The sequence below is a fragment of the Bacillus sp. SB49 genome (genome assembly GCF_000469135.2).
Lineage (GTDB): Bacteria > Bacillota > Bacilli > Bacillales > Halobacillaceae > Halobacillus.
This window is the reverse complement of the sequence record NZ_CP048117.1, coordinates 2,332,496-2,355,528: the sequence shown is the minus strand read 5'-3', so window position 1 is coordinate 2,355,528 and position 23,033 is coordinate 2,332,496. Positions and strand designations below refer to the sequence as shown.

The 23,033-nt window shown below is 45.6% G+C and carries 26 protein-coding genes; 18 read left to right on the top strand and 8 right to left on the bottom strand.

What is annotated here, in order from left to right:
- Positions 1–16: 16 nt before the first annotated feature.
- The 16 genes from M662_RS12410 (at position 17) to M662_RS12340 (ending at position 14,435) form a co-directional block, all read left to right on the top strand.
- Positions 17–676 carry a tetratricopeptide repeat protein gene (locus M662_RS12410; protein WP_026577179.1) on the top strand — a complete coding sequence of 220 codons (660 nt, stop codon included), beginning with the start codon at positions 17–19 and terminating at the stop codon, positions 674–676.
- A 20-nt stretch (positions 677–696) separates the two neighbouring features.
- Entirely contained in the window at positions 697–3,024 is a 2,328-nt protein-coding gene (gene recD2 / locus M662_RS12405; RefSeq protein ID WP_026577180.1) for an SF1B family DNA helicase RecD2, read from the top strand.
- 13 nt (positions 3,025–3,037) lie between these two features.
- On the top strand, positions 3,038–3,856 hold the full coding sequence (locus M662_RS12400) for a sugar phosphate isomerase/epimerase family protein (RefSeq protein ID WP_236096516.1): 819 nt from the start codon (positions 3,038–3,040) through the stop codon (positions 3,854–3,856).
- Positions 3,857–3,905: 49 nt separating this feature from the next.
- A complete protein-coding gene (locus M662_RS19475) occupies positions 3,906–4,082 on the top strand; it encodes a hypothetical protein (RefSeq protein ID WP_201029303.1) in 177 nt (58 codons plus the stop codon).
- On the top strand, positions 4,079–5,140 hold the full coding sequence (locus M662_RS12395) for an AI-2E family transporter (protein ID WP_026577182.1): 1,062 nt from the start codon (positions 4,079–4,081) through the stop codon (positions 5,138–5,140). The genes M662_RS19475 and M662_RS12395 overlap by 4 nt, the downstream gene beginning before the upstream one ends.
- Positions 5,141–5,502: 362 nt before the next feature.
- Positions 5,503–8,139 carry an alanine--tRNA ligase gene (alaS, locus tag M662_RS12390; protein ID WP_026577183.1) on the top strand — a complete coding sequence of 879 codons (2,637 nt, stop codon included), beginning with the start codon at positions 5,503–5,505 and terminating at the stop codon, positions 8,137–8,139.
- A 64-nt stretch (positions 8,140–8,203) separates the two neighbouring features.
- Positions 8,204–8,476, top strand: coding sequence for an IreB family regulatory phosphoprotein (locus M662_RS12385; protein ID WP_008640318.1), 273 nt, complete (start codon positions 8,204–8,206; stop codon positions 8,474–8,476).
- Positions 8,473–8,889, top strand: a complete 417-nt coding sequence (ruvX, locus tag M662_RS12380) for a Holliday junction resolvase RuvX (protein ID WP_008640319.1) — start codon at positions 8,473–8,475, stop codon at positions 8,887–8,889. The genes M662_RS12385 and ruvX overlap by 4 nt, the downstream gene beginning before the upstream one ends.
- A gap of 15 nt (positions 8,890–8,904) precedes the next feature.
- A complete protein-coding gene (locus M662_RS12375; protein WP_008640320.1) occupies positions 8,905–9,189 on the top strand; it encodes a DUF1292 domain-containing protein in 285 nt (94 codons plus the stop codon).
- Positions 9,190–9,433: 244 nt separating this feature from the next.
- A complete protein-coding gene (gene mltG, locus M662_RS12370) occupies positions 9,434–10,564 on the top strand; it encodes an endolytic transglycosylase MltG (protein ID WP_026577184.1) in 1,131 nt (376 codons plus the stop codon).
- 95 nt (positions 10,565–10,659) lie between these two features.
- Entirely contained in the window at positions 10,660–11,289 is a 630-nt protein-coding gene (locus M662_RS12365; protein WP_008638369.1) for an O-methyltransferase, read from the top strand.
- Positions 11,290–11,340: 51 nt separating this feature from the next.
- Positions 11,341–11,994, top strand: a complete 654-nt coding sequence (gene udk / locus M662_RS12360; RefSeq protein WP_008638367.1) for a uridine kinase — start codon at positions 11,341–11,343, stop codon at positions 11,992–11,994.
- 155 nt (positions 11,995–12,149) lie between these two features.
- Positions 12,150–12,626 (top strand): transcription elongation factor GreA, encoded by a 477-nt coding sequence (gene greA / locus M662_RS12355; RefSeq protein ID WP_008638365.1) that lies wholly within the window; start codon positions 12,150–12,152, stop codon positions 12,624–12,626.
- A 144-nt stretch (positions 12,627–12,770) separates the two neighbouring features.
- The gene (locus M662_RS12350) at positions 12,771–13,433 is read left to right on the top strand and encodes a YrrS family protein (RefSeq protein WP_026577185.1); all 663 of its coding nucleotides are present in this window, start codon (positions 12,771–12,773) and stop codon (positions 13,431–13,433) included.
- A gap of 16 nt (positions 13,434–13,449) precedes the next feature.
- Positions 13,450–14,142 (top strand): 5'-methylthioadenosine/S-adenosylhomocysteine nucleosidase, encoded by a 693-nt coding sequence (gene mtnN, locus M662_RS12345; RefSeq protein ID WP_008638360.1) that lies wholly within the window; start codon positions 13,450–13,452, stop codon positions 14,140–14,142.
- 68 nt (positions 14,143–14,210) lie between these two features.
- A complete protein-coding gene (locus M662_RS12340) occupies positions 14,211–14,435 on the top strand; it encodes a YrhC family protein (protein ID WP_008638358.1) in 225 nt (74 codons plus the stop codon).
- Positions 14,436–14,474: 39 nt separating this feature from the next.
- Here M662_RS12340 and sigK read toward each other — a convergent pair whose 3' ends face one another.
- The 8 genes from sigK to M662_RS12300 form a co-directional block, all read right to left on the bottom strand.
- A complete protein-coding gene (gene sigK, locus M662_RS12335; protein ID WP_008638357.1) occupies positions 14,475–15,185 on the bottom strand; it encodes an RNA polymerase sporulation sigma factor SigK in 711 nt (236 codons plus the stop codon).
- Between the two features lie 136 nt (positions 15,186–15,321).
- Positions 15,322–15,708, bottom strand: a complete 387-nt coding sequence (mnhG, locus tag M662_RS12330; RefSeq protein ID WP_008638354.1) for a monovalent cation/H(+) antiporter subunit G — start codon at positions 15,706–15,708, stop codon at positions 15,322–15,324.
- On the bottom strand, positions 15,689–16,000 hold the full coding sequence (locus M662_RS12325) for a Na(+)/H(+) antiporter subunit F1 (RefSeq protein WP_008638352.1): 312 nt from the start codon (positions 15,998–16,000) through the stop codon (positions 15,689–15,691). The genes mnhG and M662_RS12325 overlap by 20 nt, the downstream gene beginning before the upstream one ends.
- Positions 16,000–16,476 (bottom strand): Na+/H+ antiporter subunit E, encoded by a 477-nt coding sequence (locus M662_RS12320; RefSeq protein ID WP_008638349.1) that lies wholly within the window; start codon positions 16,474–16,476, stop codon positions 16,000–16,002. Before M662_RS12320 ends, M662_RS12325 begins: the two co-directional genes overlap by 1 nt.
- Before the next feature lie 6 nt (positions 16,477–16,482).
- Positions 16,483–17,967 (bottom strand): Na+/H+ antiporter subunit D, encoded by a 1,485-nt coding sequence (locus M662_RS12315; protein ID WP_008638347.1) that lies wholly within the window; start codon positions 17,965–17,967, stop codon positions 16,483–16,485.
- Positions 17,960–18,298 carry a Na(+)/H(+) antiporter subunit C gene (locus M662_RS12310; protein WP_026577186.1) on the bottom strand — a complete coding sequence of 113 codons (339 nt, stop codon included), beginning with the start codon at positions 18,296–18,298 and terminating at the stop codon, positions 17,960–17,962. The genes M662_RS12315 and M662_RS12310 overlap by 8 nt, the downstream gene beginning before the upstream one ends.
- A gap of 3 nt (positions 18,299–18,301) precedes the next feature.
- Entirely contained in the window at positions 18,302–20,635 is a 2,334-nt protein-coding gene (locus M662_RS12305; protein ID WP_026577187.1) for a Na+/H+ antiporter subunit A, read from the bottom strand.
- Positions 20,636–20,903: 268 nt separating this feature from the next.
- Positions 20,904–21,056 carry a sporulation histidine kinase inhibitor Sda gene (locus M662_RS12300; RefSeq protein ID WP_081594838.1) on the bottom strand — a complete coding sequence of 51 codons (153 nt, stop codon included), beginning with the start codon at positions 21,054–21,056 and terminating at the stop codon, positions 20,904–20,906.
- Between the two features lie 342 nt (positions 21,057–21,398).
- Here M662_RS12300 and M662_RS12295 point away from each other — a divergent pair, with 342 nt between their 5' ends.
- The gene (locus M662_RS12295; RefSeq protein WP_008638337.1) at positions 21,399–21,923 is read left to right on the top strand and encodes a YqeG family HAD IIIA-type phosphatase; all 525 of its coding nucleotides are present in this window, start codon (positions 21,399–21,401) and stop codon (positions 21,921–21,923) included.
- On the top strand, positions 21,923–23,023 hold the full coding sequence (gene yqeH, locus M662_RS12290; RefSeq protein ID WP_026577188.1) for a ribosome biogenesis GTPase YqeH: 1,101 nt from the start codon (positions 21,923–21,925) through the stop codon (positions 23,021–23,023). The genes M662_RS12295 and yqeH overlap by 1 nt, the downstream gene beginning before the upstream one ends.
- Positions 23,024–23,033: the final 10 nt, after the last annotated feature.

The following is a 23,033-nucleotide window of genomic DNA, read 5'->3' as shown; positions in this document are numbered from 1 at the left end:
GGAAAGGGGAAAAACGATGGATAAATTGAAACAGGGAATTGAACGCATGCAGAACCATGATTACGAGGAAGCCGCAAAACTGTTTACCGAAGCAATTGACGAAAATCCTAAAGAGCCTGTGGGGTATATCAACTTTGGTAACCTGCTCACACATATGAACGACTATGAACGGGCAGAACGGTTTTACCATCGAGCTATAGAGTTAGATGAGACAGCAGCGACGGCATTTTACGGTTTGGGGAATGTCTATTATGAACAGGAAGATTATAATAAGGCACAAATACAGTTCCTTACTGCCATAAAGAAGGGCCTGAATGAAGCTGATGTCCATTTCATGCTCGGCCTGACCTTCCTGCATCAAGATCAAGTGAAAATGGCGCTTCCATATTTGTTAACGGCTTCCGAACTCGCTCCAGAAGATGTGGATATTCAGTTTCAATACGGCCTGTGTCTCGCCCAAAATGGAGCGATTGAACAGGCTGAACAGGTCATGCATCATGTGCTACAATTGGAAGAACAGCATAGTGACGCCCATTACAATCTTGGTGTGGTGGCTCTTCATAAAGAAGAAGCGGAAAAAGCTTTGGAACACTTCTCCAAAGCCTTGGAAATAAACCCCGAGCATATGCTTGCCGCCCACGCCAAAGGACAAGTGGAACAAGCGCTAAACGAGTAGAACGAAGGAGAACGACGCATATGATGCAACCATCCCTTTTTAATGAAACGGAAGAAGAACGCCCTTATGTCAAAGGGGAACTGGCCCGGATGATCTTCCATAAGGAGACGGAGCAGTTCTCCATCGCTTCGATCAAGGTGACAGAAACGAACGAAGACTTCGATGATAAGAATCTTGTGATCAAAGGTCATTTCTCCCCCCTCGAAGAAGGGGAGACGTATATCTTTCATGGAGAATTTAAAAATCATAAGAAGTTCGGGAAGCAGTACGAGGTTCAGATGTATCATCGTGTACTTCCGGAAACGAAAGACGGGTTGGTTCTGTATTTGTCCAGTGATCTCTTTCATGGAATCGGAAAGAAAACGGCAGAGCGGATCGTGGAGCATCTTGGAGAGAAGGCCGTTTCCAAAATCCTTTCCGATCGCGATGTGTTGAAGGAAGTACCGAAGCTGCCTGAAGAAAAAGCAGAGCAGCTTTACTACGCACTGAAAGAGCATCAAGGATTCGAGCATGTGATGGTACATCTGTCCCAATATGGATTCGGTTTGAAACTTGCTCAGAAAATTTATCAGGCGTTCCAAGATCAAACGATGGCCATCATCGAGGAAGATCCTTATCAACTCGTCTTTCATGTAGAAGGATTCGGTTTCCATCGCGCGGATGAGATCGCCAAAGCCCAGAATCTGTCTCTGGATCATCCGACAAGGATCCGGGCTGCCTGCCTCTATATCATGCAGAAAAGCATGGGAGCGGGACACGTGTACCTTCCGACAGAAGAGTGCCTGTTACAGGTAGAACAACTGCTTAATCAGGGAGAGAACGGGTCCATCTCCTTTGAACAGCTTTCTGAACAGATCATCAATCTTGGTGAAGAGAAATATGTCTACATCGAAGAAAATCGTGTGTATCTGCCTTCGCTTTATTTTGCGGAAAACGGGGTTCGCACGCACTTGGACCGCATTCAAATAGAAGAAGTGGAAGCGGAACACACGCAGGCGGATTTGTTAAAGCTCATCGGCAAGTTGGAGGAAGAGGAAGCCATCAGTTACGGAGAAGAGCAGTATAAGGCGATTGAACAAGCTCTTCAGTCCAAACTAATGATTCTTACCGGTGGACCGGGGACAGGGAAAACGACCGTCATTAAAGGGATTCTCCAAACATATGCCGGCCTGAACGAGCTTTCTATGGATCCGGAAGACTATGGAAGTGATAAGCCGTTTCCGTTCGTTTTAGCAGCTCCGACCGGTCGTGCCGCGAAACGTATGACCGAATCGACAGGGCTGCCGGCGAGTACGATCCACCGTCTTCTCGGCTGGGACGGTCACGACTCGTTTGAAAGGAATCAAAATAATCCATTGGAAGGCAATGTTTTGATCGTGGATGAATTCTCTATGGTGGATGTTTGGCTTGCGAATCAGCTGTTCCGGGCTGTTCCGTCTAATATGCAGGTGCTTCTCGTCGGGGATGAAGACCAGCTGCCGTCTGTCGGCCCCGGCCAGGTGCTGGCGGATTTATTGGCATCAGGAGTCATCCCTTCCACTAAATTGACGGAGGTGTACCGCCAGAAAGAGGGTTCGAAAATCATTCAGCTCGCGCACGAGATCAAAAACGATACCTGCTCGATCCGCTCGCTTGTGAAGGAGCATGATTTTAATTTCATCCCCGCTAAAGAACACCAGCTGAGCGACCTCGTTACAAACATCGTGAAGAAAGCGCAGGAGAAAGGGATCGAGATGAAGGATCTTCAGGTCCTGGCACCGATGTACCGGACAGAAGTAGGGATTCATCAGCTTAATCGAAGCATTCAGGAATCGGTCAATCCCAAGCATAAGCAGAAACGGGATTTGACTTATTTTGACGTCACCTATAGAAAAGGGGACAAAGTGATCCAATTGGTCAACCAACCGGAAGACGGAGTGTACAATGGGGACATTGGAGAGGTGGTCGCCATTTTCCGTGAAGAAGAGAATACGGACGGTGTCGAGCAGCTGGTCATTGACTTCGATGGGAAAGAGGTAGTCTACCCGAAGAAGGATTTGAATAACGTCATGCACGCCTACTGCACGTCAATTCACAAGTCACAGGGGAGTGAGTTTGCGATCGTTGTTCTTCCTGTTGTAAGAAGTTACCGGAGGATGCTCAGGAAAAACTTACTTTATACGGCTATCACTCGTTCGAAGCAGTCATTGATCATCTGTGGAGATAAAGAAGCATTTCTGGACGGCATCGGGACGACGGATACCAACACCCGATACACCATGCTCAAAGAGAAGCTGCAGTCCGAGGAACCTCAGGACGTAAATGGAGAGGAAGAAGAGGAACAGCTCTCCCCGTACGATTTCATGTAGAAAGGCGGGATTGATGATGGGTCATACACTTGGTATGTCCGGCAGTACCATCATGTCGGATCCGGATAAGTTCGATGAATTGTTTAAATGGGGACACGCTCATGTGGAGATCGGAGAGTTTCGGGACCGGGCATCGATGGAACAGTTTTTATGCTTACAGAAAGAACAGGGTGGCACGTTCGGCGTTCATGCACCTCTTCTTCGCGGAGGAAGCAAATACGACCTGATTGAAAAAGTAGCCATGGATCCGAAAGACGGAAGGAATCGGTTTAAGAGCGATGTCGAAATGGTAAAGGAAGCGGGAGCCTCCTACATCCTGGTCCATTTCCCTTATTTTAAAGGGAGCCACAATAACCCGATGCAAGCCATGGAGGAAGGGATCTCCTACCTTGCAGAACTTCAGAAGACCTATGATATCCCGATCGTTTGTGAGCCTAAGCTTGGACAGGACATGTCCGTGGACGGCATCCGCTATCTCCATGAGTTTTTAATGTCTGGCCGGACGTTTAGTCCTCTGGATATCTGTGTTGATATCGGTGATTACATGATGGCATGCAAAAACGACTGGAGAACGTACATAGAACCGCTGCTTCCATACATTCGTGTGGTCCACATGCACAATGTCACTTCTTTACTCGAAACATACTTCTGGGCGCCCATTCACCCTGACTATCATCAGTGGCAGGGAGGTTTTGACATGAAAGATTTGCTGCAGGTTTTATGTCAGGGAAGAGAGAAGTTTTTTATTTTTGAACATACACCACACACACATCCATCAGAAAAGCAGGTAGAAGAGGGGATCCAATGGGTACGTAATCTGCTGAATGTATGAATAAGAGAGAGTCGGGCATACTGATTGGTAAAAAAAGGGGTTTGTACCAATGAGGTGTCCGAACTGCAAAGAAAAACAGCTGGGCAAAATCGGTAACGACCAGTATTATTGCTGGACTTGTTGTCTTGAACTGACAATGGAGGACGGGAAGATGAACATCAACCAAATCGAAGAGGACGGCAGTCTCAGCTCGCTAAATGATATTTTCTATCAGCAAGGTTCATGACGGACCGCTCTTCCAAATGGCTGCGTCGTCTCTCTATACTATTCATCATCCTGCTTACGCTGCTGCTTCTTGCCTGGCTGTTTCCATACTACGATCATGTACTCGTAATGGTTGGACGAGTGCTGTTACCATTTGTCCTTGCTCTTGTACTCTCGCTTTTACTTCATCCACTGGTGAAAACGCTGGAAGGTGTTGGAGTGCGGAGGGCAATTGCAATTCTGCTTATATTCCTGCTGTTCTTTTCCCTTACGAGCTGGGGCATCTACAAGGGGTATCCCCGTCTTTTGGAGCAAGTAAAGCTTCTTAATGACCAACTGCCTGATCTTGCTGCGTCATACCAGGCATGGACGAAGGAATACTATGCCCATACGGAACGACTTCCGGATGGGATGCACCATAAGCTGGATCAAGCCATCACAACCTTCGAAGAAGGATTGAGCGCCAGACTGATGGCCGTATTCACGGGTTTGAGTGGCATCTTCAATATGATCATCCTGCTGGCGGTCATCCCGGTTATGACGTTTTATTTCCTGAAAGATTATAAAAGAATCGGTCTTGCCTTTCTCCACCTCCTGCCCCGCAGCTGGCACCAGGAAGCACAAAGGCTGGTTATTCAGTTAAATCATTCTCTTGGCGGATATATCAGAGGACAGTTGTTGATCAGTTTATTTGTCGGTGTATTTGCGACAATTGGATTCTGGCTGATCGATCTGCCATACCCGCTCGTACTTGGATTGGTCGCGGGGGTCACGAATATTATCCCTTATTTCGGTCCGCTCCTTGGAGCAGGACCGGCTCTGGTTGTGGCTTTGACGGTTTCTTTTCAGGCCTTGCTGTTTACTCTTGCCGTCGTAGTTGTCATTCAGGTGCTGGAGGGGAATCTATTATCCCCTTACATTATGGGGAGAAGTATCCATATCCACCCGCTTTTGATTATTCTCGCCCTCCTGGCAGGTGGGGAACTTGCCGGCATACCAGGAATGATTCTTGCTGTACCTGTCCTCACCTGCCTCAAGGTCGTCGTTGATGAAATCAGGGCGGGAAGGCTCGGGCATTGACAGATGAAGGACAGTTATCTATAATTACGCATAGCGAAGACTATTTGGACGAAGAACACGAAGAAGGAACCGAGTAAGCGACATTGTTTATGGATAGAGAGGTACGTCCCTGGCTGAAAGACGTGCTCCATGATCGTTGCTGAACGCTATTCCGGAGTGCGGCTAATCCCCGCCGGATTCATGCTACGTTATCAGCATTCGAGATGATAGATGCAACAGGTCTATAATCAGGGTGGTACCGCGGAAAAACTCCCGTCCCTGCCGAATCATCAGGCAGAGACGGGAGTTTTTTCTGTGTCTGTCAAAGATGAAGCTTCGTCCAGTACCGTCTAAATTGTATATAATTCAAGGAGGTTTCTGTTATGAAGAAATTGACATCCGCAGATGTTCGACAAATGTTCCTTGATTTTTTCAAGGAGAAAGGCCACCGTGTGGAACCAAGTGCATCCCTCGTTCCTCATGAGGATCCGACGCTTTTATGGATCAACAGTGGTGTAGCGACATTGAAGAAGTATTTTGACGGACGGGTGGTTCCGGAAAACCCGAGAATCGTCAATGCCCAGAAGTCGATTCGAACCAACGATATTGAAAATGTCGGTTTTACGGCAAGACACCATACATTCTTCGAAATGCTGGGGAATTTCTCTATTGGAGATTATTTCAAAGAAGAGGCTATAGAGTGGGCGTGGGAGTTTCTAACAAGCGAGAAATGGATCGGCTTCGATCCGGAGAAGCTCTCTGTGACTGTCCATCCGGAAGATGATGAGGCTTATCAAATCTGGGAGAAAAAGATCGGTCTTCCTGTCGAGAGGATCATCCGAATTGAAGAGAACTTCTGGGACATCGGAGAAGGGCCGAGCGGACCGAACACCGAAATTTTCTATGATCGCGGCGAGAAATACGGCAGCGACTCCAACGACCCGGAATTATATCCAGGCGGCGAGAATGAACGGTATTTGGAAATCTGGAACCTTGTGTTCTCGCAGTTCAACCATAACCCTGACGATACGTACACACCGCTTCCGAAGAAGAATATCGATACAGGAATGGGCTTGGAGCGGATGGTATGTGTCATCCAGGAGACGGAAACGAACTTTGAAACAGATTTGTTTATTCCAATCATTAGAGCAACAGAAGAAATTGCCGAAGCAGCCTATGGAGACAGTGTCGATGGAGATGCAGCATTTAAAGTCATCGCCGATCACATGAGAACCGTAACGTTCGCTGTCAGTGATGGAGCCCTGCCTTCCAACGAAGGACGCGGGTATGTCCTGCGCCGTCTGCTGAGAAGAGCGGTTCGCTTTGCTAAGCAGATTGGAATCGATAAACCGTTTATGTATAAACTTGTCCCGCAAGTATCTAATATCATGGTCGATTTCTATCCAGAAGTGAAAGAGAAGGAAGCATTCATTAAAAACGTCATCAAGACCGAAGAAGAACGTTTCCACGAAACGCTGAATGACGGACTGCAAATCCTCTCTACTATTATGAAGCAGGAATCAGAGAAAGGAAGCAGCGTCTTTCCTGGAACGGAAGTTTTCCGCCTTTATGATACGTATGGGTTTCCAAAAGAGCTCACAGAAGAATATGTAGCAGAAGCTGGATTCACCATTGATGAAGCAGGTTTCCGTGAAGAAATGGAGAAACAGCGGGAGCGTGCCCGCAACGCCCGCCAGAAGACGGACTCCATGCAGGTACAGGACGGAGTACTTGGAGATGTCCATGTGGAAAGCTCCTTTATCGGGTATGATCACCTGCGGACAGAAGCGGTGGTTGTTGAAATGATAAAAGGAAAAGATTTCGCTGTGCATGCCGAAGCGGGGGATACGGTGTATCTCTTCCTCGATCAAACGACTTTCTATGCGGAAAGCGGAGGTCAGGTATCAGATAAAGGGTTCCTGCGCTCGGAAGCGGCTCTTTTGGAAGTGACGGATGTAAAGAAAGCTCCTAATGGACAACATATGCACGAAGCAATCGTCCGGGAAGGATCCATGGAGAAGGGTACGAAAGTGGTTGCCGAGGTGGATCCGGGAAGCCGTTCCTTTATCGTCAAGAACCACACAGCGACCCATCTCCTTCATCAGGCATTGAAGGATGTCCTTGGAGATCATGTTAATCAGGCGGGATCCCTCGTTGAACCGGATCGCCTCCGCTTTGACTTCTCCCATTTCGGCTCTGTATCCGACGAAGAAATGGAGCAGATTGAATCCATCGTAAACGAGAAGGTGTGGCAGTCGATCCCTGTAACGATCGAGCTGAGCTCTATCGAAGAAGCAAAAGAAAAGGGAGCAATGGCGCTTTTCGGAGAAAAATACGGAAACACTGTAAGAGTCGTTCAAGTCGGCGATTACAGCCTTGAGCTTTGCGGCGGCTGTCACGTGCAGAACACAGCGGAAATCGGCCTGTTCAAGATCGTTTCCGAAACCGGTATCGGTGCAGGGACGCGCAGGGTAGAAGCTGTGACTGCCAAAGATGCTTATCTGTATATGAATAAAAAGGAAAACGTCTTGAGAGAGGCGGGAGCGCTTCTTAAAACGAAGCCGGAACAGGTGCCGGACCGGATCGATGCTCTTCATAAAGAAATGAAAGAGCTTCAGAAAGAGAAGGATTCACTCAGCGCTAAACTATCCAACCTGGAAGCTTCCAGCATCCTTGATGATGTAGAGGAAGTAGCAGGCGTGAAGGTCCTTGCGAAGAAAGTGGATGTCAAGGATATGAACAGCCTTCGTTCCATGGTGGATGACTTGAAGCAGAAGCTTGGATCCGGCATTATTCTGCTGGCTGCACCTAACGGCGAGAAAGTTCAATTAATTGCAGGAGTATCCAAGGATTTAGTAGAAGAAGGGTATCATGCCGGTCAATTGATTAAAGAAGCAGCTGCTATCTGCGGCGGCGGCGGCGGAGGCCGTCCGGATATGGCGCAGGCAGGCGGCAAAGATGCTTCCAAAATCCCGGATGCTCTTACGTATGCCAAAGAATATGCGGGACAGAAAGCCTAGTTTTTCTAATCCTGCAAATAGGTATATAATGGAGTAAATACAATAAATGTGCGAGGTGACTGTAATGAGTTCAATGGATAAGACGATGAGGTTTAACTTCTCGGAAGAACCGTTTGATCAAGATGTCCGATCCGTACTGCTATCTGTGCACAGTGCACTGGAGGAGAAAGGGTATAACCCGATTAATCAAATCGTAGGCTACCTCCTTTCCGGAGACCCTGCTTATATTCCTCGTCACCAGGATGCAAGAAACCTGATCAGAAAAATCGAAAGAGATGAGCTGATCGAAGAGTTGGTAAAGTTTTACATCAAAGAGAATAAAGAGGGCATGGAATGAAGAAAATAGGTTTAGATGTGGGGGAAAAGACGATAGGCATCGCAATTTCTGATGCCTTCGGCTGGACTGCCCAGGGGCTTACGACGCTCCGATGGGACGAGAAGGACTTCAACACAGCGAAAGACAATCTGGCCGAGGTCATCAGAGACCATGAGGTGACGGAAGCGGTGGTCGGTTTTCCGAAGAACATGAACGGAACCGTCGGTCCACGTGGAGAAGCCAGTCAAAAATTCGCTGCTTGGCTTGAAGAGGAATTTCGTCTCCAAACCCATTTGTGGGACGAGCGACTTACGACAATGGCTGCTGAACGAGTGTTGATCGACGCTGATGTCAGTCGTAAGAAAAGGAAGAAGGTCATCGATAAGATGGCTGCCGTTATGATTTTACAAGGATATTTGGATTCGAAACAATAAAGGAGGATGTCTGATATGGCATTAGCAAAAGAAGAACGCATCATTATACCGGACGAGAACGGAGAAGAGCATCTATTTGAGGTGTTGTTCACGTTCGACGTCGAGCAGACCGGACATTCTTACATTGCCGTCATCCCTGCGGAGCAGAAGGAAGGCGACGAAGTCGAAGTTTTCGCTTTCCGTTATGAGGAAAAAGGGAACGAAGAGGATGATCTTGCTCTATTCCAAATCGAATCAGAAGATGAGTGGGAAATGGTCGAAGAAATGCTGAATACATTGACTGATGAAGACCTTACCTGATTATAGTCACGCCCAAAAGCCTGCAGCTCTGCTGCGGGTTTTTTTATGTTGTTAAGAAGATCGGGCGGTGAAGAGACCTTGGCTCTCATTCCCTGAAAATTACAGCATGTATAAAGGGCAGGTTTATTTAAATAAAGGTTCTGAAAAGGAGCTGTCTCGGCGGCATTTGTAGAAAATCCGGGCAATTTGTAGAAAGGTTCTTTCAATTTATAGTATAATGTACCGGATGAAAGGAGGAAGGCTGTTGTCTAAATCTGACTTTAATACACAGTATAAGAAAAAGCTGAAAAATAGAATAGAAGAAGCAAGTACCGTAAGAAAGATTGTAGCCGGTATATTGACGGCACTCGTCCTCATCCTGTTGATTGGAGGGCTTTCGGGCTATTTGTACGTCCGCTCCGCTCTTCAACCGGTGGATCCGGGAAACGAAAAGCAGAAAAATGTTGAAATCCCCCTCGGTTCTTCCACTTCGCAAATCGCATCGATATTGGAAGAGAATGATATCATCAAGAACGGCATGATCTTCCGTTTCTATACGAAATTCAAGAATGAGTCCGATTTTCAGGCTGGAGATTATCAGTTCACTTCATCCATGAGCATTGATGAAGTTATTGAATCCTTGAAAGAAGGAAAGCTTGTCAAGGATGCAGCAGTTACCGTAACCATTCCAGAGGGAAGGGATTTGGAAGAGATCGCGGGAGCTTATGCTGAGAAAATGGACTTTACAAAAGAGGAATTTCTGAAACGGGCCAATGACGAGGAATATGTCAAGACGTTAATGGAGAAGTATCCGGATTTACTTACGGAAGACATCCTGAACGAGGATATTCGTTATCCTTTGGAAGGCTACTTATTTGCTTCTACTTATCCTTTTAATGTAGAGGACCCAAGCATTGATCAAATCATTGAGAGTATGCTCGACCGCACCCAGTCCGTCGTTCTTCCATATATGGATGAGGTGGATGGATTAAAAGGTATAGAAGACGTCCATGATCTCGTAACCATGGCATCCCTTCTTGAGAACGAAGCAAGGACGGCAGAAAGCAGGGAGGAGATTTCTGGTGTTTTCCAGAACCGACTGGAAGAAGAGATGCCCCTGCAAACCGATCCTACCGTCCTTTATGCCCTTGGAGAACATAAGGACAGAGTGCTGTATGAAGATTTGGAAGTAGACTCTCCTTATAACACGTATCAGGTGAAAGGACTTCCGGTCGGCCCGATATCCAATTTCAATGAAAACTCTTTAAAAGCTGCAGCGGAACCGAATGATAACGATTATCTTTACTTCCTTGCAGACAGTGATGGAGACATTCATTATTCTGAAACCTTGAAGCAGCATAATATATATAAAGAAGAACATATAACCGGCCAGTGAATTTTTTAGAAGGAATGACGGGAACACTCGCATTCCTTCTTTTTTTTGTGTTAAAATAGTGTGGTTGTAAAATTATTGTGAAGGGATGAAACTTGATGGAGCAAGAGCAATATTTACAATCATTGCTTTCAGAGCCTTCCAGACCTGTCAAAGAAATGGAAACGTATGCCAAGGAAAATCATGTTCCCATCATGGAGCCATTAGGTATTGAATTTCTCATGCAGCTCATACGGATCCAGAAACCAACAGCCATCCTGGAAATCGGAGCGGCGATCGGATATTCTGCGCTTAGAATGGTAGAAGCTAATCCGGACTGCACCGTTACGACGATCGAAAGGGATGAAGAACGTTATAACGAGGCACTGTCCAATATTCGCAACATGCATAAAGAAAATCAGATTCGCGTCATTCATGGAGATGCTTTGGACGTGAAAGAAGTGGTAAGCGGTCATGGACCATTCGATATGCTGTTCATCGACGCTGCGAAAGGGAAGTATGAGGAATTTTTCCATCTCTATTCCCCGTTAGTGAAGCAGGACGGAATGATCATTTCCGATAACGTCCTCTTTAAGGGATATGTAGCGGACGATACGGATGCCGGTCCGCGTATGGCAAAGATCGCACGCAAGATCCGCGGTTTCAATGAATGGCTGGTTCGTCATCCGGACTATCATACGACGATTGTTCCGATCGGGGACGGAGTAGCGATTACGAAGAAGAAATAAATAAAAGGTCATAGATATCCAAGGAATTGGATGAAAGGAGAAGCCAGAAGCATGCACGACAAACCAGTAGTTATCGGCGTTGCAGGAGGAACCGGGTCAGGTAAGACATCTGTCACCAAATCCATCATCCAGCGCTTTACGGACAAGACGTTATTGATGTTAGAACAAGATTATTATTATAAGGATCAGAGCCACCTTCCGTTTGAGGAACGGCTGGAGACGAACTATGACCACCCGCTGGCTTTCGACAATGATCTATTGATTGAACAATTGGAACAGTTGATTGATCAGAAGCCTGTGGAGAAGCCTGTATATGATTATACAAGACACACGAGGTCTGAAGAAACGATTCACGTAGACCCTAAGGAAGTCATAATCGTCGAAGGGATCCTGGTCCTGGAAGATGAGCGTTTAAGAGATATGATGGATATCAAAGTATTCGTTGATACGGACGCTGATGTACGCATTATCCGCCGTATGATGAGGGATATCAATGAGAGGGGCCGCACGCTCGATTCGGTCATCGACCAATATATTAACGTTGTACGCCCGATGCATCTGCAGTTTGTAGAACCGACGAAACGCTATGCGGACATCATTATCCCGGAAGGCGGACAGAACCACGTGGCGATTGATTTGATGGCTACGAAGATACAAACGGTGTTGTACGAAAAGGGACAAGCGGTAAGCAAAGAAAATAGTTGAAATACTGGCAGAAATCTGGCATAGTTTCAATAGTAGTTCTAAATCATCATGTCCTCGGGTAAAGTATAGTAATTTGCAAATGAGCGTACCGGTGTACTGCTCATTTCCTATATTAAGGACTATCATTTTTTCTTGTATTAAAGGAGTGTTCGACCATGGCAGAAGATAAAAGCTATTACATGACTGAAGAAGGTAAACAGAAGCTCGAAGATGAATTGGAGCACCTTCGCACGGAGCGTCGTAAAGAAGTAGTGGAACGCATCAAGATCGCCCGCGGATTCGGCGATTTGTCTGAGAACTCTGAGTACGATGCAGCGAAGGACGAGCAGGCTTTCGTTGAAGCCCGTATTACGCAGGTGGAGAACATGATCCGCAATGCTGTCATCATTGAAAACGATACTGAAAACCCGGATACGGTTACAATGGGTAAATCTGTTACATTCCAGGAACTTCCTGATGGTGAAGAAGAAACATACACGATCGTAGGTAGTGCAGAAGCAGATCCGTTTGAAGGGAAAATCTCCAACGATTCTCCTATGGCTCAAAGTCTGATCGGACATGTAGTAGGCGATCAGGTCAAAGTCGCTACACCAGGTGGAGAAATAGACGTGAAGATCGTTACCGTTAAATAATTCTATGAATCGTAAAGGCAGGGCTTATTCTCCCTGCCTTTTTTTTCTACATTTCCCGGGCAATAGCAGGGAGGACCATGGAAGTATTGGTTGGCGCATTGACATCATGTATAATATACACGAGTCAAAAGGAGGAGAAGGACAATGTCAGAAAAACATACATCGAATTCCCGTTCATCGCGCAATGAGAAGAAGAGACGCAGCTTCAAGTGGGTCACGTGGTTATCAGGGGTAGGCGTCCTCGTTGTTGCCGTATTCATCTCGGTTATGGTATTCAGCACTAATGACGAACCCGGTAAAGCGAAAAGCACCGAGGCATCGTTAATTGAGAAAGCAAAGCAGGATAAAGAGCAATCCAGTAAGTCCAAAGACGATTCCAAACAGAAAGAAGAAAGCGAAGGCACACAAGTCTCACTCGAAGGTTTTGAAGAGCTGAAGCCTATTGAGGATGAGGAAGGATTGAAAGTGGAAGAGAGTGAAGATCCTAACGTAGAACGTGTGGTAACGAAAGATTGGTCCTCTGTACCGACAGAGCAGGATACAGGCGGGAACCACAGCATAACCTATCAGGAAGGCTCTCAAGACTATGAAGAGTTGAAGCAGGCGATTAGAAAAGGGGTAGGACTTGCTGAAGACGATATCATCTATTGGTGGATCGGCAACGGCGGAGGTCCGAATAAAGCGGTCGCTACTGTATCGGATAAAAGTGAAACCGGCTATCTTCGTGTTTCTGTTGAATGGGTCGACGGCCAAGGCTATAAGCCGACGAAGCTGGAAGTGTTGAAAGAGAAAGAAATCAATCGTTAAAAGGGGAAGTTTAAATATGACTATCGGAATTATTGGAGCAATGGATGAAGAAATCGAACGCCTGCAGTCGGAAATGGAAGTGACTGCGGAGAAAGAAGTGGCTGGAAGTAAATATATCGAGGGTACGCTTTACGACGTGCCGGTGGTATTGCTGTTATCAGGGATAGGGAAGGTCAATGCAGCGGTGTCCGCTACGATTCTTCATGAGCAGTACGAAATAGACGCGGTTATAAACACAGGTTCGGCGGGCGGATTTGCCAAAGAGCTGGAGGTGGGGGACGTCGTCGTATCAACCTCCGTCACCCATCATGATGTCGATGTTACCGCTTTTGATTATGCGTACGGGCAGGTACCTGGAATGCCGGCTATGTTCGATGCCGATGAACAATTAATGGAGAAAGCGATGGAAGCCATTGCTAAGACGGATGCACGTGCAGCTAAAGGAATCATTGCTACAGGCGATTCTTTCATGCAGGATCCCGTCCGAGTGGATTTTGTAAGAGGGAAGTTCCCGGATATGATCGCAGCAGAGATGGAAGCAGCTGCCATTGCTCAGGTTTGTCATAAATACGGGACACCTTTTGTGGTCATCCGTGCGCTCTCGGATATTGCCGGCAAAGAATCATCAATTTCTTTCGATGAGTTCCTTCCGAAGGCGGCAGAAAACGCGGCACAAATGATTATGACGATGATCCAGTCTTATAAATAACAGTAATTTCCACCGACAAATGGATATGGATATGATACGATATCTATAGATCAGGAGGTGGAAGTTTTATGGAATCTACCGAATGGAAAAAGAAGATAGCCGACTATAAGCGGTTTATCATGACTTTACTGATATTCAGCAGTTATTTATATATTGGAACTTTAATCAGCCTTTATGAGTATGGAACGGCTACCTATATGTATCTGTACCCATTAATCGGCGCGGCGCTGATCACTGCCTTCCTCATGACTATGAAAATAAGAAAATGGCAGCGGCTGTCGGCAGATAAATAAAAGAACCGGGTTCCTCATTTGGGGACCCGGTTCTTTTATTTATTTCTTTCCTTGTTTACTCTGTTTATAGAATTCGTGGAATATCTTCATAAGGGCTCTCTTTTCAATGCGAGAGACATAACTTCTTGAGATGCCGAGTTCCTTTGCTATTTCCCTCTGAGTCTTTTCTTCCGTGGAATTTAATCCATAGCGGAAAATGATCACTTCTTTTTCCCGCTCATCGAGAATAGTAATGAAGTCCTTGATTTTCTCTAATTCCATATGAAGTTGGATTTCTTCGACGATATCCGTTACGTCCGCCTGCAGGATATCGAGTAAATTAAGCTCATTACCCTCTTTGTCGTGTCCTATGGGGTCTTGAAGGGAAACGTCCTTATTTGTCTTTTTCGTCGATCTGAGGTGCATTAGAATCTCATTTTCGATACATCTCGCAGCATAGGTGGCGAGTTTCGTTCCTTTGCCTGTCGAATAGCTTTCGATTCCTTTGATGAGGCCGATCGTTCCAATAGAAATTAAATCCTCGAAATCCTCTTTCGTGTTTTCGAATTTTTTAACGATATGAGCAACGAGACGAAGGTTATGTTCGATTAGTTTGTTCCTTGCCTCATGACTGCCTTCCTGCATCAATTTCAACTGCTCCGCTTCTTCTTCGGAGGACAGCGGGTTCGGAAAGGCCTGGTTCTTAACGTAGGACATGAAGAAGAGGGACTCTTTAAAAAAGTATAGGATAGAAGCGATCAGACTGCTCACAGGATGCACCTCCTCGTGGATTAGGCAAACGCCTATCACATACTTATGTGCCTGTGGGAAGGTCTGTGCTTGTACCCCTTAAAATATAGTTGTCATGATAAAGAAAATCCCCCAGCGATATTCGCTGGGGGAGCTTTTATTTATCCGGCATCTGCCGCTTTTGTTCTTCCTTCAAAACTTCAGCGTATTCATCTTTAATGCTGTTTTCCCATAAAGGGACGCCGCTGCGGTAAGCAGCACGTGAAATCATATGTCCGGAAACCGGTGCGCTCAACAGTACGAATACGATGCCGAGCAGTAATTTTCCACTTACGATGTCGTGTTCCACATACAGGAAAAGAAATGCTCCGATCATAATACCTGCCACACCCAGAGTCGAACTCTTCGTGGCCGCATGCAGCCTTGTATATACGTCCGGAAATCTTAAAATACCGATGGATCCCGATATGAGGAAGAAAGCACCGCTGAGCAGTGAAAGGCAGATGATGATGTCAAATATGATGTTAATCCATGTCCCGCTCAATGATAACACCCTTTTCTAGGAATTTCGCCAGGGCAACCGTACCTATAAACAGCAGGATCCCAATCAATAAGACGACATCATTAAATTTGGTTGTCACAAGCAGGATGGCGAGTAATCCTGCCAATGCCATCAAGTTGATGCCTATAATATCAAGCGCAACCGCCCTGTCCGGGTTCGTAGGACCGGTGATGGCACGATAAAGGAGCATGATGACGGAAACGGCAACGGCGATAATAGCAATGGTTGCCGAAATATCCACGAGGGTTTTTGTGAAACTTGCTACGCTGTCCATTATCTCGTCACCTCCAAGATCATACGTTCAAATGTCTCTTTAATATCATTCACAGACTTCTCAACGTCCGGCATATCCATTGCATGGATATAAATTTTTGTATGGTCTTCGCTCACGATGACCGACAGGGTACCGGGTGTCAGGGATATTAAATTAGCCAGCAGCGTAATTTCAAAATTTGTCTTGACATCTACCGGCAGCGCGAAAATCCCTGGTTGAACATTCAGCTTGGGCTTGTACACGTGTTTGACGATATCAATGTTAGATAAAATCAATTCTCTTATGAATAAGAGGATGAGCTGAAGGAACTTCCAGGCACGTTTCATGTAGAAAGAATCAGGGATGAACCTTCGCAGAACGAACAATAAAACGATACCGAGAATATATCCAACAAGAAAGGAAGAGAAATTGTACGTTTCACTAAGGAACATCCACATGATAGCAATAATGATGTTTATAACGATTTGTAAAGGCATCAGCTTCTACTCCTTTAACACAGAATCAATATAGATTTGCGGATCCATCAAATACTGGGCGATGGACTGGATCGTCGGGTAGAATAATTCTGCACCGACTCCCAAAAGAACGGATAGAGTAAGCAGACCGGCGGCCGGCCAAGCCATACGTGTGCCTTTCTTTTTACGTTCAGGAATTGGAATATCTGTTTTTTCTCCCCAAAAACCACGAATGAAAATGCGGATCATGGAGAAGAGGATCATCAAACTGGAAAGCAGAGCGATGATCACGATTCCGATTTCTTCCTCTGCAAGCCCTCCGCGCAGCAGCTGAAGTTTACCGATAAAGCCGCTGAACGGTGGGATACCCGCAAGTACAAGGGTAGCGACAAAAAATAACCAGCCGAGGACAGGGTAGTGGTGAATCAATCCTCCCATTTTTCTGAGGTCGGAAGTTCCTGCTACGTAAACCACAGCGCCGACAAGGAGGAAGAGTACACTCTTGATGATCATATCATGAACCAGATAGTACACCGTTCCGCTGATGGAAACTTCCGTGAAGATTCCAATGCCCATTAACATAAATCCAACAGCAGGAATGATGTTATAGGCGACAATCAATTTAACATTGTTCGTGGAGAGCGCTCCGACCACTCCGAAAATCATCGTCAAACCTGCGAGGATGATAAACAGGGAGTGGGTAAGCTGAACTTCCTGATTAAACATCAAAGTGAATGTTCGTAGGATCGAATAGATTCCGACTTTTGTAAGCAATGCACCGAAAAGGGCAGATACTACAGGATTGGGTGAAATATAAGGTCTTGGCAGCCAATAGTAAAGAGGGAATACAGCTGCCTTCGTTGCGAAAACGAAGAAAAGCAGGATCCCGATTGTCGTCAAGATTCCATCCTGATTCACTTCCTGTACACGCTCTGCTATTTGAGCCATGTTTACGGTCCCGACAACAGAGTAAAGGAAAGAGATGGTCGTAACGAACAACATGGAAGAAAACAGGTTGATCAATACATACTTAATGGATTCACGAAGCTGAGCTTTTCCATTTCCTAAAACAATGAGGCCGTAAGACGCCATCAACAGTACTTCAAAGAATACGAAGAGGTTGAACAAGTCACCTGTAAGAAAAGCCCCGCTGACGCCTGCAATCAGCATAAAGAAGAATGTATAGAAGTAAAAGGATTCTTCTTTCTCAGAGAGTGACTGCGGGGCGAAAAATACGCACGCGACAGCGACGACGTTCGTTGTTAAAACAAGGGTCATGGATAACAGGTCGCCGACGAGTACAATTCCGAACGGAGCCTGCCAATCCCCTAATTCAAGAACGAGAGTGCCGTTGCTTTTTACCTGCCAGAAGGCGTAGATGACGACAGCAAGATTAAAGACAGCGAATAGTTTAGATATGTTCCTGGCAAGTGCTGTCTTTTTGTGGATGAATGCGACGATAATGCCGGCTAAAAGCGGCAGGATGATAGGTAGTACAGCTAAGTTACTCATAATCGTTACCCCTCAATTGCTCCATATTATCGGTGCCGTTGATCTTAGCGGCCCGATAAGCTAATACGAGTAGTAGACTTGTGACACCGAAGCTTATGACGATGGATGTCAAAATTAATGCTTGCGGCAGCGGATCTGCATAATTTTCTACTCCTTCGGTCAACACCGGTGGAGCCCCGCGTTTCAGTTCACCCATGGTTAGGATGAAGAGGTGGGCTCCGTGCGAAATCAGTGCGGTCCCGATAATGATGCGCAACAGTTGTCTTTGAAGGAGGTTATAGATTCCTGTTGCGAATAATAGTCCGGCAAGTACGGCCATGATGAGTTCCATCTATTACTCCTCCCCCTTATCTTTTCTAAATCGGATTAATGCGAAAATCGCCATTGCAGCAATGCCTAATACGACCACTTCGAATAATGTATCCAGTCCACGGAAGTCGACAAGAATGACGTTGACAATGTTGTCTCCCCCGCCCAGCTTATAGGAGTTATCGACGAAGTATTGAGAAATGGTTTCGAACCACTTACTGCTGTGGGAACTGATGGCAACCATCGTCATCATCGCTCCGAATCCGATGGAAATGATTAAATTCAATACTTTCGTACTTAATGCATCGTCTTTCTTCTTAAGCTTCGGAAGATGGTAGAAGACGAGCAGGAAGAGAGCTACTGTTACCGTCTCTACGATAAGCTGGGTCAGAGCAAGGTCTGGAGCACGGTAAAGGACAAATAGCATAGCTAACCCGTAACCGACGACACCAAGAATGAGAATCGCTGCTATCCGGTTATTCGTTAGCGCCGTTCCAAGCGCGGCAATGACCATTGTTACAGCGACGAGAATTTCGGGCGCTGTGATGTCGGCCAGGTTGGAGGTGTCGATGGAGAATCCTCCTGTAATAGCCATCATGACAAACGTTACAATAATGATCGCTGATAGGATCAGACGTACGTATCTTCCCAAAGATCCGTTCATGTATCCTTTTGTAACTGTAGTGGAGTAGCTCTCTAAACGAGCGACTGCTCCATCATAAACTTTATTTGCACTCAGTACCCCTGGAAGGAAGCGGTACACCGGCTGCCATACTTTAATGGACAGTGCTAAAATCGTACCGAATACGACAACGGCAAGAGACATAATGAATGGTGGAATCAAGCCGTGCCAGAAGTAAATCTCTTTCTCGATGGCTGTTCCTTTCACTGCTTCTGCAGCATGGGCGATAAACGATTCATTAATCAGCCCCGGAAACAGACCAATAATGATGACGCCAGCTACGAGAATGAATGGTGATACAAGCATCCCGATCGGTGCTTCGTGCGGCTTTTTAGGAAGCTCCTCTAGTTTCGCCTTGCCACGGAATGTTCCGAAGAAGAAATACATGGAATAGACGAAGGTGAATATGCTTCCGAAAACTGCCAAATAAGGGATAACCATCTGGAGGAATCCTGCAAAACCTGTCGTTGCAGCTTCCAGTTCCAAGGAAGCATCGAAAAACATTTCTTTACTATAGAACCCGTTTAAAAACGGTAAAGGAACACCGGCCATGGAGAAGGATGCAAATACGGCAAGCGTTGCGGTCATCGGCAGGTAGGTCATCAAGCCGCCAAGTTTCCGAATGTCCCTTGTACCGGTTTCGTGGTCTACGATACCGGCAATCATAAATAGACTTCCTTTAAATGTCGCGTGGTTTAAAATATGGAATACCGCTGCGAATACGGCTACTTTCGTACCAAATCCGAGCATAGCCATAATCATACCGAGCTGGCTGATCGTGGAGAAGGCCAGAATACCCTTCAAGTCTGTCTGTCTTACAGCCATATAAGATCCCCAGCACAAAGTTACAATACCCGCTGTGGATACGATAATGAAAAACCACTCATTGGCAGAAAGCATCGGTGAATACCGTGCCACCAAGTAAATACCTGCCTTAACCATCGTAGCGGAGTGCAGGTAGGCACTGACAGGTGTCGGCGCTTCCATCGCATCCGGGAGCCAGATGTGGAAAGGGAACTGAGCGGATTTAGTAAAGGCGCCCAAAAGAAGCAATACTAAAATCAGCGGAAAAAATTCGCTGTTCAAAATCAGATCCTGCTGCTCGATCATTCCGCGAATACTCGTCGTATTCGTAAGTATCGTCATGAACACAAGCGCACCCAGCAGGCTTAACCCCCCGAATACAGTGATCAGCATGGATTTTAATGCACCGTATCTGGACTCTTTCTTAAAGTTCCAGAAACCGATCAACAAGAATGAGGAAAGCGATGTGAATTCCCAGAAACTGTAGAGGGCGAACACGTTATCCGAAAGGACAACTCCAAGCATCGATCCCATAAAGATTAGAAAGTACACATAAAAATGACCCAGTTGCTCCGTCTTGCTTAAGTAGAAGATGGAATAGAAAGCAACCAGGGAACCGATACCACTAATCAAAAGTACGAAGAGCAGACTCAGTCCATCCAGATGGAAGACCATATTCATATCAAGCGATGGTATCCAGCTGTACTCCGAAATAACAGGTTCAAAACCTGATCCGATATAACGGATGAAGAAGATGAAGATGAGGACAGGCACGATTGTTACGAAATAGCCTGTGTGGATTTTGTCTTTCCATTTACTGAGAAATGGAATGAAAATAGCAATGATAAAAGGCAATAATACAGCCACCAGCATGTGGTTTGTTCCTCCCTTGACATATGTTTCATCTATCAAATGATTTGGATGATCGTAACAAAGTATTCACTCAATTGTAATCAAAAAAAGCAGGTTTGTTCAACTCTCGTATATCGGGCGTTGTGAAAGGACGCATGGTTTTATTATTCCCTCTTAAATAAGAAGAGAGTCATCATTTCGTAAATAAAAATTCATAAAAAAAAAACCCGTCCTTTGATGGGATCGAGTTTAAAATCAATGGGATTTGCCTTTATCTGCCTCGTTGATGTTAACCTACTTGGGATATTTGCTTTCTGAGGCGGTGGTTGAGGGACCGTTTTTTCATTTCTGCTTCAATTTGTTGTATGAATTCTTCTGAGAGATTGAGTTCAATGGCTTTGTGGTAAGATTGTATGAGTAGGGAATCAGATAACTGTTTCATACCGCTGTCACACATGTGACAGTCACCTCCCGAATGAGTAGATGGCTCGACGAGTCATTTTTAATGTATTCTTACCTTACCATGACCTCAAAATCGCCACAATATGGAAGTTATCTACAAGAAAATGTAGATAACTTTTGAACACGTCTGCACAAATGAGTGATAACAAAGAAGTAACTGTGTGGAAACTGTGTATAAACTTATCCACAGCCTGAAGTTGTCAGTATTTGTCGAACGATTTTTGTTCTTTACAAGAGTCTTTTTGAAACATGACGAATTTTTGTATATGATGGTGAAGGACTATTTTTTGCCGTTGTATAAGAGATGGAGTGAGTATGTGATATGTTAAAGAATTTTTTGCCGGGCGAGCACGTTGCGAGCGTCTTTGATATCGATCCAGTCGAATTGAAGAACAAAGGGATAAAAGGAGTCATTACAGATCTGGATAATACCTTGGTTGCATGGGATGTACCGGATGCCACAGAGGATATCAGAAACTGGTTCCAAATGATGAGAGATCATGGAATTCAGGTAATGATCGCCTCCAATAATAAGGAAGCGCGTGTGAAATTGTTTTCGGAACCTTTGGATGCAGAATTTATTTACAGTGCCAGAAAACCACTGTCCAAAGCCTTCCGTAAAGCTTGTAAACGAATGGGATTGAAAAAGGACGAAGTCGTTGTCATCGGAGACCAGCTGCTTACGGATGTACTGGGCGGTAATTCAGCCGGTCTTCATACCATTTTGGTAGTACCGATCGTTGAAACAGACGGCTTCTTCACGAGGTTTAATCGAAAAATTGAGCGGAGAATCCTTAATTGGATGAGAAGAAAAGGAAAAATTACTTGGGACAGGAGAGATACATGATGGCGGTGATACAATGCCAGGGTTGCGGAGTAGAGATACAGACAACAAATCCGGCAGAAGCAGGCTATGCGCCTGCTTCTGCCCTTGAGAGGGAAGACATCATCTGTAAACGATGCTTCCGCCTCAAACATTACAATGAAGTGCAGGACGTTCCATATCAGGATGATGATTTTCTGGAAATGCTTAATCAAATAAGCGCAACAGACGGATTAATTGTCCAGCTTGTTGATATCTTCGACTTTAACGGAAGCTTTATTCCAGGATTGAAACGTCTGACGGGTAACAATCCGGTTCTGCTTGTTGGTAATAAGATGGATGTCCTTCCAAAGTCGGTCAACCACGGTAAGGTTAAACATTGGTTGAAGCGGTCGGCAAGAGAGAATGGTTTGGAAGTCGAAGATGTTTATCTAATTTCCGCGGAGAAAAACGAAGGCATAGAGACCCTCTCAGCGGCAATCGACCGTTACCGAAATGGCGGAGATGTTTATGTGGTCGGAACGACGAACGTTGGTAAATCAACGTTTATTAATACATTGATCTCAAATACATCTGGAGTGAAAGACGCTATTACAACTTCCTATTTCCCTGGCACAACACTCGGCTTTATTGATATTCCTCTGGATAATGACAGTTCACTCTATGATACGCCTGGTGTTATCCACCGTCATCAAATGGCTCATTATGTATCAGATAAGGATCTAAAGTTAATTACACCGCGTAAAGAAGTTAAGCCAAAGGTGTACCAATTAAACGAAGAGCAGACATTGTTCATTGGTGGACTTGCCAGACTTGACTTTGAGACCGGCTCCAGAAGTTCATTTATATGTTACGTTTCCAATGAACTCTCCATCCATAGGACAAAGTTGGAAAAGGCTGATGATTTGTATCAGAACCACCTGGGAGAGCTGCTTTCTCCACCAGATGCTGCAACCAAGGAAAAACTCCCGCCGTTAAAAGGGCACACATTAAAGATCAAAGAGGATAAGACGGATATCGTCTTTTCAGGTCTTGGATGGATAACCGTTCCTGAAGGTGGAGTGACCGTTCAGGCGTATGCTCCTGAGGGTGTGAAGGTATCTTTAAGAGAGTCTTTGATATAGGAGGGGTTCC

Bases quoted from the DNA above. Each gene is read 5' to 3' on its own strand.
- M662_RS12410 (WP_026577179.1), top strand. From the start codon at position 17: ATGGATAAATTGAAACAGGGAATTGAACGCATGCAGAACCATGATTAC.
- recD2 (WP_026577180.1), top strand. From the start codon at position 697: ATGATGCAACCATCCCTTTTTAATGAAACGGAAGAAGAACGCCCTTAT.
- M662_RS12400 (WP_236096516.1), top strand. From the start codon at position 3,038: ATGATGGGTCATACACTTGGTATGTCCGGCAGTACCATCATGTCGGAT.
- M662_RS19475 (WP_201029303.1), top strand. From the start codon at position 3,906: ATGAGGTGTCCGAACTGCAAAGAAAAACAGCTGGGCAAAATCGGTAAC.
- M662_RS12395 (WP_026577182.1), top strand. From the start codon at position 4,079: ATGACGGACCGCTCTTCCAAATGGCTGCGTCGTCTCTCTATACTATTC.
- alaS (WP_026577183.1), top strand. From the start codon at position 5,503: ATGAAGAAATTGACATCCGCAGATGTTCGACAAATGTTCCTTGATTTT.
- M662_RS12385 (WP_008640318.1), top strand. From the start codon at position 8,204: ATGAGTTCAATGGATAAGACGATGAGGTTTAACTTCTCGGAAGAACCG.
- ruvX (WP_008640319.1), top strand. From the start codon at position 8,473: ATGAAGAAAATAGGTTTAGATGTGGGGGAAAAGACGATAGGCATCGCA.
- M662_RS12375 (WP_008640320.1), top strand. From the start codon at position 8,905: ATGGCATTAGCAAAAGAAGAACGCATCATTATACCGGACGAGAACGGA.
- M662_RS12365 (WP_008638369.1), top strand. From the start codon at position 10,660: ATGGAGCAAGAGCAATATTTACAATCATTGCTTTCAGAGCCTTCCAGA.
- udk (WP_008638367.1), top strand. From the start codon at position 11,341: ATGCACGACAAACCAGTAGTTATCGGCGTTGCAGGAGGAACCGGGTCA.
- greA (WP_008638365.1), top strand. From the start codon at position 12,150: ATGGCAGAAGATAAAAGCTATTACATGACTGAAGAAGGTAAACAGAAG.
- M662_RS12350 (WP_026577185.1), top strand. From the start codon at position 12,771: ATGTCAGAAAAACATACATCGAATTCCCGTTCATCGCGCAATGAGAAG.
- mtnN (WP_008638360.1), top strand. From the start codon at position 13,450: ATGACTATCGGAATTATTGGAGCAATGGATGAAGAAATCGAACGCCTG.
- M662_RS12340 (WP_008638358.1), top strand. From the start codon at position 14,211: ATGGAATCTACCGAATGGAAAAAGAAGATAGCCGACTATAAGCGGTTT.
- M662_RS12325 (WP_008638352.1), bottom strand. From the start codon at position 16,000: ATGGACAGCGTAGCAAGTTTCACAAAAACCCTCGTGGATATTTCGGCA.
- M662_RS12320 (WP_008638349.1), bottom strand. From the start codon at position 16,476: ATGCCTTTACAAATCGTTATAAACATCATTATTGCTATCATGTGGATG.
- M662_RS12315 (WP_008638347.1), bottom strand. From the start codon at position 17,967: ATGAGTAACTTAGCTGTACTACCTATCATCCTGCCGCTTTTAGCCGGC.
- M662_RS12310 (WP_026577186.1), bottom strand. From the start codon at position 18,298: ATGGAACTCATCATGGCCGTACTTGCCGGACTATTATTCGCAACAGGA.
- M662_RS12305 (WP_026577187.1), bottom strand. From the start codon at position 20,635: ATGCTGGTGGCTGTATTATTGCCTTTTATCATTGCTATTTTCATTCCA.
- M662_RS12300 (WP_081594838.1), bottom strand. From the start codon at position 21,056: ATGAAACAGTTATCTGATTCCCTACTCATACAATCTTACCACAAAGCC.
- M662_RS12295 (WP_008638337.1), top strand. From the start codon at position 21,399: ATGTTAAAGAATTTTTTGCCGGGCGAGCACGTTGCGAGCGTCTTTGAT.
- yqeH (WP_026577188.1), top strand. From the start codon at position 21,923: ATGGCGGTGATACAATGCCAGGGTTGCGGAGTAGAGATACAGACAACA.